The sequence below is a fragment of the Sphingomonas silueang genome (assembly GCF_040049155.1).
Taxonomy (GTDB): Bacteria; Pseudomonadota; Alphaproteobacteria; order Sphingomonadales; family Sphingomonadaceae; genus Sphingomonas; species Sphingomonas silueang.
The window spans coordinates 1-12,491 of record NZ_JBDZDK010000021.1; the positions used below are offsets into that span (position 1 = coordinate 1).

The 12,491-nt window shown below is 64.2% G+C and carries 12 protein-coding genes and 3 pseudogenes; 12 read left to right on the forward strand and 3 right to left on the reverse strand.

Going from position 1 to position 12,491, the window contains the following annotated elements:
• The first annotated feature begins 165 nt into the window (after positions 1-165).
• Positions 166-759 (forward strand): recombinase family protein, encoded by a 594-nt coding sequence (locus ABLE43_RS16585; RefSeq protein WP_348979495.1) that lies wholly within the window; start codon positions 166-168, stop codon positions 757-759.
• Positions 756-2,117 carry a DUF7986 domain-containing protein gene (locus tag ABLE43_RS16590; protein ID WP_348979496.1) on the forward strand — a complete coding sequence of 454 codons (1,362 nt, stop codon included), beginning with the start codon at positions 756-758 and terminating at the stop codon, positions 2,115-2,117. The genes ABLE43_RS16585 and ABLE43_RS16590 overlap by 4 nt, the downstream gene beginning before the upstream one ends.
• Positions 2,118-2,164: 47 nt before the next feature.
• Here the strand turns inward: ABLE43_RS16590 and ABLE43_RS16595 are convergent.
• Positions 2,165-2,762, reverse strand: a pseudogene (locus ABLE43_RS16595) (transposase); the annotation flags it as partial.
• 141 nt (positions 2,763-2,903) lie between these two features.
• On the opposite strand from ABLE43_RS16595, the pseudogene ABLE43_RS16600 reads away from it, so the two are divergent.
• From ABLE43_RS16600 to ABLE43_RS16610, 3 genes and pseudogenes are all read left to right on the forward strand, one after another.
• Positions 2,904-3,655: pseudogene (locus ABLE43_RS16600) on the forward strand (IS5 family transposase).
• Positions 3,656-3,704: 49 nt separating this feature from the next.
• On the forward strand, positions 3,705-3,989 hold the full coding sequence (locus ABLE43_RS16605) for a hypothetical protein (RefSeq protein WP_348979498.1): 285 nt from the start codon (positions 3,705-3,707) through the stop codon (positions 3,987-3,989).
• 132 nt (positions 3,990-4,121) lie between these two features.
• On the forward strand, positions 4,122-4,514 hold the full coding sequence (locus tag ABLE43_RS16610) for a hypothetical protein (protein ID WP_348979499.1): 393 nt from the start codon (positions 4,122-4,124) through the stop codon (positions 4,512-4,514).
• A gap of 74 nt (positions 4,515-4,588) precedes the next feature.
• Here ABLE43_RS16610 and ABLE43_RS16615 read toward each other — a convergent pair whose 3' ends face one another.
• Entirely contained in the window at positions 4,589-5,545 is a 957-nt protein-coding gene (locus tag ABLE43_RS16615) for a helix-turn-helix domain-containing protein (RefSeq protein WP_348979500.1), read from the reverse strand.
• A 252-nt stretch (positions 5,546-5,797) separates the two neighbouring features.
• Between ABLE43_RS16615 and ABLE43_RS16620 the strand changes: the two genes are divergently transcribed.
• The 7 genes and pseudogenes from ABLE43_RS16620 (at position 5,798) to ABLE43_RS16650 (ending at position 11,580) form a co-directional block, all read left to right on the forward strand.
• Complete coding sequence (locus ABLE43_RS16620) at positions 5,798-6,157, forward strand: hypothetical protein (RefSeq protein WP_348979501.1); 360 nt, start codon at positions 5,798-5,800, stop codon at positions 6,155-6,157.
• Positions 6,158-6,320: 163 nt separating this feature from the next.
• Positions 6,321-7,649 (forward strand): VapE domain-containing protein, encoded by a 1,329-nt coding sequence (locus tag ABLE43_RS16625; RefSeq protein ID WP_348979502.1) that lies wholly within the window; start codon positions 6,321-6,323, stop codon positions 7,647-7,649.
• 293 nt (positions 7,650-7,942) lie between these two features.
• A complete protein-coding gene (locus tag ABLE43_RS16630) occupies positions 7,943-9,166 on the forward strand; it encodes a tyrosine-type recombinase/integrase (protein ID WP_348979503.1) in 1,224 nt (407 codons plus the stop codon).
• Complete coding sequence (locus tag ABLE43_RS16635) at positions 9,166-9,480, forward strand: hypothetical protein (RefSeq protein ID WP_348979504.1); 315 nt, start codon at positions 9,166-9,168, stop codon at positions 9,478-9,480. The genes ABLE43_RS16630 and ABLE43_RS16635 overlap by 1 nt, the downstream gene beginning before the upstream one ends.
• A 315-nt stretch (positions 9,481-9,795) precedes the next feature.
• Positions 9,796-9,915, forward strand: a pseudogene (locus tag ABLE43_RS16640) (S-adenosylmethionine:tRNA ribosyltransferase-isomerase); the annotation flags it as partial.
• Positions 9,916-10,180: 265 nt separating this feature from the next.
• Positions 10,181-10,630: an EF-hand domain-containing protein gene (locus ABLE43_RS16645; RefSeq protein WP_348979505.1), complete on the forward strand. Its 450-nt coding sequence runs from the start codon at positions 10,181-10,183 to the stop codon at positions 10,628-10,630.
• A 2-nt stretch (positions 10,631-10,632) separates the two neighbouring features.
• Complete coding sequence (locus ABLE43_RS16650) at positions 10,633-11,580, forward strand: cation diffusion facilitator family transporter (protein WP_348979506.1); 948 nt, start codon at positions 10,633-10,635, stop codon at positions 11,578-11,580.
• A 10-nt stretch (positions 11,581-11,590) separates the two neighbouring features.
• Here the strand turns inward: ABLE43_RS16650 and ABLE43_RS16655 are convergent, their stop codons facing one another.
• Positions 11,591-12,484, reverse strand: a complete 894-nt coding sequence (locus ABLE43_RS16655; RefSeq protein WP_348979507.1) for a DUF2971 domain-containing protein — start codon at positions 12,482-12,484, stop codon at positions 11,591-11,593.
• Between the last annotated feature and the right edge of the window lie 7 nt (positions 12,485-12,491).

Sequence of the window (12,491 nt, forward strand, 5' to 3'; positions counted from 1 at the left end):
GCGTGCTGAAGATCAACGGCCTCGCAACCATCAGCGAGGATGTCGTGGAAGCCGCCCGCAGCACCCTCGTCATCGGCGTCACCTAGTGCTGACATTCGTGACATTTACCGCTGAAAGCCACAGCCGATCCGGCCTCCGGATACGGCCGTTTGCGGAAGGACAGGCTTGGACAACACATCCTATCTGATCGGCTATGCCCGTGTGTCGAAGGGCGAGGAGCAGTCCAACGTCGCGCAGGCTCGCGCGTTGGATGCAGCCGGTTGCCGGCGCGTGTTCGAGGAAACCGCCAGCGGCGGGCGCTGGGACCGCCCGAAGCTGCACGAGATGATCGGGCAGTTGCGCGAGGGCGACGTGGTGGTCGTCTGGAAGCTCGACCGATTGTCGCGCAGCCTGAAGGATCTGCTTCACATCATGGACCGGATCGAAGCGGCCGGCGCAGGTTTCCGCTCGCTCACCGAGGCGATCGACACCACCACGGCGGCGGGGCGCATGATGATGCAGATGGTCGGCAGCTTCGCCGAATTCGAACGCGCGATGATCCGCGAGCGCACCTCCGCCGGCCTGGCGCAGGCGCGCGCCGAGGGGCGGATCGGTGGACGCCGCCGCAAGCTGGCCGACAAACAGCGCCGCGAGATCGCCGAGTCCGTCACTTCAGGCCGCAAGTCGGGGGCCGAGATGGCCCGGCTCTACGGCGTCAGCGAACCCACCGTCTCGCGGATTGTCGCGGCCTGGCGCCAGGAACAGGGAGAAGCGGGATGAAGCGGGGCCACGACCTGTCCGGTCTCATGAAGTTCGCCACCTCGCCGGCCTGGGCGGACCATCTCGGCGAGGCGCTCGGCGATCATCTCGAGCTGGCGATGGAGGAGTTCGACTTCGGCTACGAAGACCTCGCCGATATCGTCGGCGATCACTGGGCGGGCGTGCTGTGGGGCTGCGCGTTCGAGGACCTGCTGACGCGCGCCGTCGCCCCCGATGGCCGCAACATCGTCGACGACTATATCAAACGCCGGGGCTGGAACGAGAGCGGCCCCGCCAAGGCCTATATGCGTGCGCTGCGATCGTCGGTGATGAGCCTGTACGAGGTCAGCGATGTCCGACCCGGCCACGGCTTTCTGGTCCGCGACCTGATCCGGGGCGGCGAGCCGGTGCGCGTCAGCGAGCGCAGCGCCTCGCAGACGCTCAAGCCATGGGACCGGATCGGGGCCCGCGTCGTCGAGGTCGGCGGCAGGCATCTCCTGTCGGGCGGGCTGCTGTCTTTCCCGATGGAGACGGCCGACGATCTGGTGCGGGGCCTCCGCCGGGCGGAAGGAAAGCGCAGTCCGCACACCCTGCTCGTGCTCGACGATGACAAACTTCGCGCGCTACCCGTCCTGATCACCACCGCCTGGCTGTTCGACCTCGTGCCCCGCGCCCTGGAGCCGGCGAGTATCCCGGTCCTGCACAACAGCGACGGCGAGGAGGTGGTGTTTCACCGCGTGCGCTTCCCCTTCGCGCGCGGTGCCACCCACGCCCTGATCGGGGAGCGGCTCGACACGTTGCCCGCGCTTCAGCGTGAAACCAGCCATTTCTGGAACTGGCTGGGCGACAAGCCCGGCAAGACAACGAGAGCCACGGGCAAGATGCGCTGGGGCGTGACGATGGAAGACGGCACCCCGGTGCTCGGCAATGTCGAACTCAAGGGCCGCGCCCTGATCCTTGCCGTCACCTCCGCCGAGCGTGCCGGTCGCGGCACCGCTCTTATCGCCGATGCACTGGCCGGACTGGTCGGCACCCCGCTCACCGCGATCGAAACCGTCGAGCAGGCCATGGCGGCGCGAAGGGAGGGACTGACCACACCCGAACCCGCGCCCGACATATCCCCTGAAATCACGACCCCGCTCATCCACGACATGCTCGATCGCCAGTACCGCGCTACACTTGACGAACCGATCGGGATGCTGGGCGATATCACCCCGCGTGCGGCCGCCAAGACCGCCGCGGGCCGCGATCGTCTTGCTGCCTGGCTCAAGCACCTCGAGAACCGCAGCGGTGCCAAGCCCGATCCGAGCGACCCGATGGCGACCTACGACTTCACATGGATGTGGCGCGAACTCGGTATCGAAAACCTGCGGAAATAGCCCGCCCCACGACGACGCCTACCGTGAATCTGTGTCCCTACAATGTACAGGGGCCAGGGTGCGTCAATTCGATCGCATCGGAGTGCCGCGAGGAAGGTCATGGTCCGCCAGTGGCCGTAGGGCACCTTGGCGTGGAGGCGCCGGCCGACCGGCGCCCATCCTCGCAAGGGGGCCATGTTCGTCTTCACCCATGTCTCGTCGATGAAGACGAGGCGCGCCGGATCAAGCCGACCCTGGTATTTCTTCCACTGTGCCCGGCGTCGCGCGATGGCGGGGCGGAGCTGCTCGGCGGGCAGCACGCTTTTTTTTGAAGCTCAGACCCTCGGCATGGGCAAATCGCCAGACCTGAACATAGTCGACCTTCACGCCGCGCCCGGCCAGTTCGGCCACCAAACCCCGCAGCGTGAAGCCGCTCGCCACCCGTTCCAGCAGCCAGTCTCGCGTCGCGCCCGATAGGATATTGGTGCGGCGGCCGCCCATTCGACCCGGCGCCGCGCTGCCCGTGTCCCGGTAGCGCCGCATCCATTTGATCGCAGAACCTGGCGCAACCCCGAAGCGGGCCGCAGCCGCATGGTACGACATGCCCTCTGCCGTCACCGCCCGCACCACCCTGTCGCGCAGGTCCATCGAATACGGCTTCGCCATGCAAACCAGCCTCCTTCACCGGCCTGCACCTTGAATCAGATCATCGCGCCGCTGGGAACCTCCAGTGATTCAGACCCACGTCATCACGCTCTAGGGCGTGTGGGGATTCACAAAGCTTTACGAATGTGATTCACGCTTTGGATGGACCGAGACGTACTGACGGATGCCCAATGGGCGAAGATCGAGCCACATTGTCTGGGCAAGCGGACTGATCCTGGCCGAAGCGGCAGGGATAACCGGCTGTTTGTGGAGGCGGTGTTGTGGATCGCGCGCACGGGCAGTCCGTGGCGCGACCTGCCGGAGCGCTTCGGCAACTGGAGCACGGCGTTCCGTCGTTTCCGGGACTGGCGCGAGGCCGATGTTTTCAGGCGGATATTCGATGCTCTGTCGGACGAACCCGACCTCGAATACGCCATGGTCGATGCCACAATCGTAAAGGTCCACCGTCACGGTCAGGGCGCAAAAGGGGGACTCAGAGCCAGGCCATCGGCCGCTCCAAAGGCGGCATGACGACCAAGATCCTGGCGCTGACCGATGCGCTGGGTAATCTGGTGCGCTTTCGGCTCATGCCCGGCCAGCGGTACGACAGTGTCGAGGTACCACCGCTGATCGACGGTATCGCCTTCGCGGGGCTGATCGCCGACAAGGCGTTCGACAACAACGCTCTCGTCGCCGAACTCAACGATCGCGGCGCACGGATCGTTATCTCGCAGCATCCTGCCCGCGCGCAGAAGCTCAAGATCGATGCGGCGATCTACACCTGGCGGCACCTGATCGAGAACTTCTTCTGCAAGCTCAAGGAGTTCAAGCGCATCGCCATGCGAGCCTGCAAAACCGACCGCAGCTTCGAAGCCATGATCCACCTCGTCGGCGCCGTCATCAACTCACGATGAATCCCCACAGACCCTAGCGGACACTGGCGGAGAATACGACCTCGGCGACTTGGCCTATCTCATTGTGGTCGAGGCTCATGACACCGTTGCCGACATTGAGGCAGCGGCGGGCTACCCTCTCGTAACCTCGCCGGCCTTCGAGTGGGTCGCGGATCGCGGCGGCTGGTTCGAGGCTGTGACGATCCTCTCTGACGACGGGTTCGGCATTGTCCTGTTCGTGCCTGATATCGACGGCATCGACCGACCGCTGCTGGCGCTGCTCCGCGACCTTACCCAGCCTCCCTCCGCCGACGAGGCTAGTGCCGGTCAGGCAGGAGCCCCTCCCACGCCGTAAGCCCGCCCGCACGGCATGCCTCTCGGACGCGAAATCCGAAGAAACCCAATGAAACCGCCGCCTCGACGCGGTTCTACAGCTCGCAAGGCACTCCGCCTCGCGGGCTTTTTCTTTGCTTGGAGAACCTCCGCCATGATCACGATCTACGACCGCGCCGCGATGGCGCGCGTGTTAATGCTCGACATTGACCCGCAACTCCGCCGCCTGCTCGAACGCCGCTTTGCCGCCCTCATAACCCCGTGGGGCGATCTTACCGACTGGACCGAATGGATCATTCTCGAACCCGGCGACGAGGAAAGCGACATCGTGCGCGAAGTTGGTTTCTCGCCGCTGGTTGAGCCGGTCGACGGTGCCCGGTTCGGCACCGCTGGCTTTCAGCCCTTCTGGGATCACCTCGATCTTGAGCATAGCCACTTCCTGATGATCCAAAGCTTTGGTTCGATTTTCGGCTACGTCCTGATCATACCCGATGCAGAGGGCATCCTTCCCGAACTTCTCGCGCTCTGCCGTCAGTACGCCGCATGAAGCTGCTCGGCATCCTCCTCACCGCCTGCGTTGTATTGGCTGCGGCGCAGGCGGTGGCAACCGCGCTGTGTGTGCTACTGCTCGCCGGGCTGGCCTATGGCCTGTTCGTCGCGCCCCGTGAGACGCTCGGCTTTCTTGGGCTGATCCTCATTGGCGAGTTCGTCCAAGCACATCCGCTCGCCTTCCTCACCGTTGTCGTCCTTTTGGCCATAGCTCGCCGGCTGGCGTAACTTGTCAGGCATCTCGCCATGGAAAGGCGCGACAGGTGAGCGCTGGGTTAGATGCCTGTCGATTTCTTCGATTGCGATTTTCCACTTTAGCGAAAGATCTTTCGCTTTCCGAAGCTCCACTTTGTTCTTAAGGGACAAACGCTTTGTCCGCTCACATTCGTCAATGAATACGCCAGCATTGTGCAAGTTCAACGCGAGATTGTCACGGATACGATGCAGATATCCGGCTAACTGGGCAGTCGACCTTGCTGTATCATCGGCATATATACTCAGCTGATTGAAATACGAGATCAGGCTCGATGCTATCGGATGCAGCTTACGTCCCGTATCCGTCTTCAGTAGATCTCCTCGGCCGCGGAACAAGTCACTGTCAAGCAGAACTTCAAGTTTCTCAATCTGCTTTCTTAATGTGCTTTGCTCACTAGACAGGTGATCAGCAGCCGACCTATAACTTGCCACATCGCCCCCGGCTAAGACGGAAAACGCTTTCAAATCCGACAGCCGAACGTTCGATCGTGCGGATCGGAGGAGAGCCCAGCCGTGGCCCCGTGCACGGCCTGGCCGCTCGTGCACAAAGTCAGCAAAGCTCCAGACGGATACCGCTTCACGCGCGAACCTCTCCCCGTCCGTTGTCAGCTGGCCGTCCAACAGCAGAATGCGGCCGGCCCAATCCTCCAACTGTTCGATATCGCGAGGCACGGTGGTCACGCTCACGCCGAGCGCCGCGGCGACTGAGGGAACGTCTTTGAATTCGGCCATAGCAATGAGCGTCTCCACAAGGGCTAGGCGTGGATCGCTCATTCTTTCGCCTCCTCTCCTGTCGCCCGATCATCGCTCAACAAGTGGATGCTTTGCCTTGCAAGGCAAGGCCTTGTCCATACCTATGCCTTTGTCTGCTAAAGGCTAAGTAATTGATTATAAGCTTTCCATGTCGAAGGCGGCTGATTGTTTCAGTTTCTGGGAACACTCTGTCGGACGACGGAGGTGGCACGGTACACCCCCCTCAGCCGCCACGCACTGAAGCGTTTGTGCGGTCAACCAGTCGAGGACGGTGTGATCACTTTTACCAACGAAGACATCCACTACGGCGCGGGCGCTTTCGAGCATGCGATGCGCGCCCAGTCAGCCATCCCCGGGCAAGCGGCGAAGCTGTCGCCCGGCCTTGCTGTCGGAATCCTCTCCGCAGCGATGCGGAGCGGCCTGCCGGCCGATCTGATCGATCAGACCATCGACCGGCACCACCGCGATAGCGCTACCGTGCTCAGGCGTGTGCTCACAATGTACGAGGGCAACGACTGGGACATCGACCTTTGGCACCGCCTGCCATCGGGACGGTACAAACTGTGCACGGAGCTCTGCCGTCCAGGACTATCGCGGTGGCGGTACGATCCATCGATCCGGGATGGTGATTGATAACGCCGGTTCGCCCTGAACACTCGGCAGTCGTGCGGGCACCTACCAAATCCATCCAGACTTGCCTCCCCTGCCGCCCCCGCGAAGTCTGGGGGTGGGGAGGGGCGGCGAGCTTCGCCGCTCGCGCACGCCGCGCTTCGCTTAACACCAACAAGGAAGAACGATGCAATCTCTAACGGATGCACTCCCAGCCGAGGGAGCTGAACCGGCCCCACCGGTCGTCCGGAGGGTCATCCCGATCTTCGACTATGACGACTTCCCCGACCCTCCGTCGAAGGCCGGTCAGGGCCTGCCGGCCACGGTCGACAACCTCGGGCACCTGCTCAAGGAATACGGAATCACCGTGCGCTTCGATGTTCTGAAGAAACGACCGATGGTCGACATTCCCGGCTTCAGGGCGACTGGTGAAAACCGGGACGCGGTGGTGCTCACCTATGTCGAGGATCTGGCGATCCGCCATCGCATGTCGACGCGGCGGGTAGCGCAGAACCTGCTGGCACTGGCGGATCGTTCGCCGGTCGACCCCTTCGCACGCTGGATCGACAGCAAGCCTTGGGACGGCGAGGACCGCCTCCCTGACCTCTACGAAACCGTAGCGCCGCAGGAGGGCTATCCGGTCAGCTTCCGCGACACTCTGTTGCGCAAGTGGCTGCTCAGCATCGTGGCAGCGACGTTCAAGAAGCGCGGCTTCCGCGCCCGCGGCGCCCTGACGTTCCAGGGAGATCAGGGGATCGGCAAGACCAGCTGGTTCAAGCAACTGGTCAGCGACGACTCCCTGCGCGATCAGACCGTGAAGCTCGGCCATGCCTGGGACGGCGGAAGCAAGGATGCCCGGCTTTCGGCTATCCGTCATCGGATCGTCGAACTGGGCGAGTTGGAGGGCTCGTTCCGTCGTGAAATCGCTGGACTGAAGGCCTTCCTGACCGAGGACTATGACAAGATCAGGCCGCCCTATGGCCGTGTCGATGCGGAGTACCCGCGTCGGACGATCTTCGGTGCGTCTGTGAACGAAAGCGATTTTCTGCTCGATGCCACGGGAAACAGCCGCTTTTGGACCATTGCCGTCGCGAAGCTCGACTACGAGCATAGCATCGACATGCAGCAGCTGTTTGCGCAGCTGAAGAAGGACTTCGAAGCCGGTGCCAAATGGCATCTTGAAGATGAGGAGGAACAACAACTCGAAGCAGTCAATCGGCAGCATCGACACTATGGCGCGATAGGGGAGAAAATAAAGTCCTTGCTCGATCTGTCCGGTAGAGGACTGACCAGCAATCCCCGTGACAGTGCCGGGGACGTGCTGCGCAAGATCGGCGTCGAAAGACCGACCAACATTCAATTCAAGGAGGCCAACGCGATTTTGAAGGAACTGCTGGGCGGCCCGAAGAAAATCCAGGGCGTCTATCGCTGGTATGTTCCCTGGGACCGGTCTCAGCTCAGCGCGAAGGAGTTGTACGCAAACCGCCGCACCAACCCCGAAAACGAGGAGTATTGATTACAAACACGATGTCACGGTCCCGCCGGAGCACGCGATCGACCCGGTCTTGCCTCCCCTGCCGCCACCTGCCGGTAAGCCGATGAAAACCATCGCATCGCACCGGTAGCGGCCGGTGGTGGGGAGAAATCGCCCACCCCTACCTTCGCGGAGCCCGCCCCCTCGGCAGGCCCGCCACGGCCCGGAGGAGCCCCGCAGGGCGCCGTCCCGAGCCCTCCGATCACCCAGCCATCGCCGCCGCGCCGCGCGTCCTCGCGCCACGCATGCGGCTGCCCATTTAAAAGGAACCAGTCATGCCCGTAATCCGCATCACCAACACCGCCGTGCTCACGGCCGTCTGCCCGGCAGGCAAGAAGAAGATATCGCTTTTTGATGATAGTCTCACCGGGTTCGTCTGCGAGATTCACCGGACTGGTCGGAGAACCTATGCGCAGCGGTACACCGACGAGCGCGGCACTCAGTGCCAGTACAAAATTGGAGACGCTTCAGTTCTGACGGCCGAACAAGCTCGCAAGGTAGCGCAGCGGATCAAGGCGCAAGCCCTCATCGGGGATAGCCCGCAGGCAAAGCGCAAGGTCATGCGGCAGGTACCGACGCTTGCCGAGTTCGCCGTCCGTTATCTGGAGCATGCCCGGGTCAATAAGCGGTCGCATGACATCGACGAGCGATACCTCCGCCTGCACCTCCTGCCCCGCTTCGGCCGGCAGCACCTCGACAAGCTGAAGCAGCCCGAAATCATGGACTGGCTGAACGAGAAAGTGAAGGAGGGCTACGCTCAGGCGACAGTCAATCGCTGGCAGGTCATCCTGTCGTGCATGATGCGGCTTGCCGGCGAGTGGGGTGTAGCGGGTGCCGAGCGCAACCCGCTGAAGGGCGCCAAGCTCAAGGAGCCCGACAACATGAAGGACCGGTTTCTCACGCCGGAAGAGGTTCAGCGCCTTAAGGCGGCGGTCGAGCAGAGCCCCAACCCTATGCTCACCCCGATCGTCGGGCTTCTGCTCCTGACCGGTTGTCGGAAGCGGGAAATCCTCGACGCCAAGTGGGATCAGGTCGACTTCGAGAACAAGACGCTCAAGATCGTGAAGGGCAAGACCGGCTCGCGGTTCGTGCCACTGGGCAGCGAGGCGCTGGCGCTGCTTCGATCGCTTCCGCGGTTCGACGGGTGCCCGTACATCGTGCCGAACCTCAAGACCATGGAACCGCACGGCTCGATCTATACGAGCTGGAACCAGGCGCGACGCCGGGCGGGGCTGGCTGACGTCCGCGTTCATGACCTGCGCCATACGCTTGCCAGTCAGCTCGCGCAGTCCGGTCACTCGCTCTGGGTGATCTCGAAGGTGCTCGGCCATGCGCAAAGCCGGTCGACCGAACGATATGCGAGGCTGTCGACCGAGACACTACGCAATGCCGTCGATGCCGCGGTAAAGGTCAGTGGCACCACTTGGCAGCTGCCGCCGACCGATGCCGAGGAGGCGGCCGCTCCCTCGCCCTTGCCGCCGCTGAGCGAAGAGGGGTGATGGCGATGGTCGGCAACGGAAATCGGCCCCCGGTGAAGGAGACGACTGAGCTGTTCCGTCGATTGCGGTGGCTCAAGAAGGCATCCGGCGGCAACAAGCACGATCAGGCCACGGTGTTGATCGAGGCTCTGATCGGCGAAGGCATTGATACCCGGCGGCGCATCATCGGCGCCATGCGGCGGTTGGATTTCTCGGCGAGCCATGCCGTTCAAACCCTTGCGGAGGGCCTTCTCGCGAGGCGGTGGGCACTCGATGCCGAAGGTCGATATCGTCATATGCTGCCGGCTGGGACCGACCACAGCGAGGCCGGTTAGGCCGTTCCGGTTCACCAACTCTTTCGCCCCTCGGGTGACCGCCAAGGTCGCTTGAGGGGCGACATCTTCTATAAATTTTTTCGGGTAGTGGAGAGGGCCAGGCAGCGGCTGCTGAAGCCGGATGAGGAGCGGCTGCCAGTGGCCGGCTGTAGGCCGAACAAGCGCGGGTGATCGGGCCAAAGACCCTTCCACTGGATGACGGCGGAACAGCGAGCTTTGGTGCGAGTGGGTCGTGCATGGAACACTAAATTTTCCATCCGCATTTTGGAGCCAAGCGCTTGTACCTATAAAGCAATCCGGCGCTTTCCGCAGGCTCTGTTCATGCTGGTCTCGGCGCTGATGGGGCGGGAGCGGATGAAAGACGCTTACGCTTATGCCATTGAGAATGGCTATCGGTTCTACTCCTACGGGGACGCGTCGCTGCTGCTTCCGTAGGGCACCGCTGGCAGGACGTGGTAGGTGGAACATGGAAGCGGTGCTTTGACACCGGATCCGGCATCGCGGGCATGGATGCGCCGCCGCTCCCTGCGGCGGCCGCATATGGTCCCCATCCCGTCGCGACGTCGGCAGAACCGCGGTTGACGACGCCCATCCTGCGGAGGAGGCGGTTGCGGATCGTCCGTGCCCGGCCACGAGCCGCACGCGCCCGCCCGAAGCGACGGCTGGTCACGGCGCGGCTTAGCTGCCACAAGCGCGATCGATGGTGTTCGCGCTTCTCCTCGGTCTGCAGACGGTGCCGCCGCCCGTGCCCGCCCCCGGCGACCGCCCGGCGGCGGCGACGTTGGTCGTCGAGCCGGTCGGCATGTTCCTCGCCGCCTGCGATGCCGACGGCGACGCGCGCACGACCCTCGCCGAGGCGCAGGCGTGCGTCGCCCGCAGCTTTCCCGCCGGGCAGAATGCGATCGGCTATATCGCCTTCGCCGACTGGGCCGAGCGCCGGCTGGGCGACCGCAACGCGCTGCCCGGACCGTTCGAGGTCGACCGCGACGGCGACAACCGCATCACCCCGGACGAATTGCAGGCGCGGATCGTGGCGATCTTTCGCCGGATCGACCGCGACGGCGACGGCGTGCTGACGCGCGGCGAACTGCTGACCATCCGTACCCTGCCCGGGCGCGCCGACGGGCGCGGGCGGCGGGAGCGGCGCTGACCATGGGCGGGCACCAGCATCACCGGCACGGGCACGGGCACGGGCACGGGCATGACCACGGCCACGGCCACGGCCACGGGCACGCCCCCGCCGACTTCGGTCGCGCCTTTCTGATCGGGACGCTGCTGAACCTCGGCTTCGTCGCCATCGAGGCGACGGCGGGCTTCTGGACCAATTCGGTTGCGCTGCTCGCCGATGCCGGGCACAATCTGTCCGACGTGCTGGGGCTGCTGATCGCATGGGGCGGCGCGGAACTGGCCAAGCGGCCCGCGTCGAAGCGCTTCACCTATGGGCTGGGGGCGTCGACCATCCTCGCCGCGCTTGCCAATGCGCTGGTGCTGCTGCTCGCGGTCGGCGCGATCCTGTGGGAGGCGGTGCGGCGGCTGGGCGATCCGACGCCGGTCGCGGGCATGCCGGTGGTGTGGGTCGCGCTGGCGGGCATCGCCGTCAACCTCGGCACCGCGCTGCTGTTCGCGCGCGGGCGGCACGGCGACGTCAACATCCGCGGGGCCTATCTGCACATGGCCGCGGACGCGGCGGTATCGGCGGGGGTGGTCGTCGCCGGGCTGCTGATCCTGTGGACCGGGGCGACATGGATCGATCCGGTCGTCAGCCTGATCGTGGTGGTCGTGATCCTGTTCGGCACCTGGGGGCTGCTCAGCGAATCGCTGCTGCTGGCGCTACAGGCGGTGCCGCGCGGGCTGGACGCGGCGGCGGTGGAGGCGGCGCTCACCCGCCTGCCCGGCGTGACGCGGGTGCACGACCTGCACATCTGGCCGATGAGCACGACGCAGACCGCGCTGACCGCGCATCTGGTGATGCCCGGCGGCCACGGCGGCGATGCGTTCCTCGCAACGGCGGCGCACATGCTGGAGCACGACTTCGCCATCGGCCATGCGACGCTCCAGATCGAACAGGCGGAGGATTGCGCGCTGGCGCATGCGCATTGAGCGGGGGCGCTCAGGTCTGACGATAGGGCGTATCGGCCTGATATATCTCAAGGTTCCGGTATCCGCGGGTCAGGTTGCGTACCGCTTCGATGATATGGGGGTTGGTATGCCCGGGTCCGATCCCGACCGCACGGATATCGAGCGGCTGCGCTGCGCCGACCTCTACATAGGGGACCAGCGACTTGCCCCGGGCGCGCACCTTCACCGCATCGCTCTGGCGGGAGATGTAGTGGACCAGCCGCCACTCCCGCTCGTTGGCGAAGGAACCGTGCTTGTTCAGCGCACCGCGATTGGTGGCGATCCAGTCGAAGGTGCACGCCGCCGTCTTGAGCGTCGCTTCCAGTTCCTCCGGGGATAGTTCGCCTGCATTGAGGATGATCTCCTCCATCTCGTCCAGCGCGTTGGCGAGCGCGGATTCCTGCTGGTCGTCGCGATAGATCACCCGCGAAAAGGCGGTATGCCCTTCCTGCGCGGGCATGGCGGCAAGCGATGCCGACGCGAAACCGATGGTGAAGCCGCAGCCTTCGGAGGCATAGCCCCGCCACTGGCTCAGATCGTCCTGCTCGGTGGAGCAGGAAAAGACGAAGGCGTCCTCGGGCGTCGGCTTTCTCTGCCAATGCAGGATATGGTCATGGAATGCGGTACGCCATGTCGGCCCCGCCTGTGCCGCGCGTCTGGCGAGCAGGGTCCGGACCAGCTTCTGGATGTGGACGAATTCGGCGGTGTCGTTCAGGAACCGATAGTCGGTCAGCCAGATCCGCCGGGACTGCAACATGCCGATCAGGCCCGCCGCGTCCGTATAGTGATAGACGATCCGCGGCACGACCGACGCCGGATTGACGACGGCATCGTCGATCCAGCGCCGCCCGACGACATCGAAATCTGCTTCCACAGGCCGTGCCATCGCTGTC

Excerpts from the sequence above, each read along its gene's own strand:
- ABLE43_RS16590 (WP_348979496.1), top strand. The coding sequence starts at position 756 with ATGAAGCGGGGCCACGACCTGTCCGGTCTCATGAAGTTCGCCACCTCG.
- ABLE43_RS16610 (WP_348979499.1), top strand. The coding sequence starts at position 4,122 with ATGATCACGATCTACGACCGCGCCGCGATGGCGCGCGTGTTAATGCTC.
- ABLE43_RS16615 (WP_348979500.1), bottom strand. The coding sequence starts at position 5,545 with ATGAGCGATCCACGCCTAGCCCTTGTGGAGACGCTCATTGCTATGGCC.
- ABLE43_RS16625 (WP_348979502.1), top strand. The coding sequence starts at position 6,321 with ATGCAATCTCTAACGGATGCACTCCCAGCCGAGGGAGCTGAACCGGCC.
- ABLE43_RS16630 (WP_348979503.1), top strand. The coding sequence starts at position 7,943 with ATGCCCGTAATCCGCATCACCAACACCGCCGTGCTCACGGCCGTCTGC.
- ABLE43_RS16635 (WP_348979504.1), top strand. The coding sequence starts at position 9,166 with ATGGCGATGGTCGGCAACGGAAATCGGCCCCCGGTGAAGGAGACGACT.
- ABLE43_RS16645 (WP_348979505.1), top strand. The coding sequence starts at position 10,181 with ATGGTGTTCGCGCTTCTCCTCGGTCTGCAGACGGTGCCGCCGCCCGTG.
- ABLE43_RS16650 (WP_348979506.1), top strand. The coding sequence starts at position 10,633 with ATGGGCGGGCACCAGCATCACCGGCACGGGCACGGGCACGGGCACGGG.
- ABLE43_RS16655 (WP_348979507.1), bottom strand. The coding sequence starts at position 12,484 with ATGGCACGGCCTGTGGAAGCAGATTTCGATGTCGTCGGGCGGCGCTGG.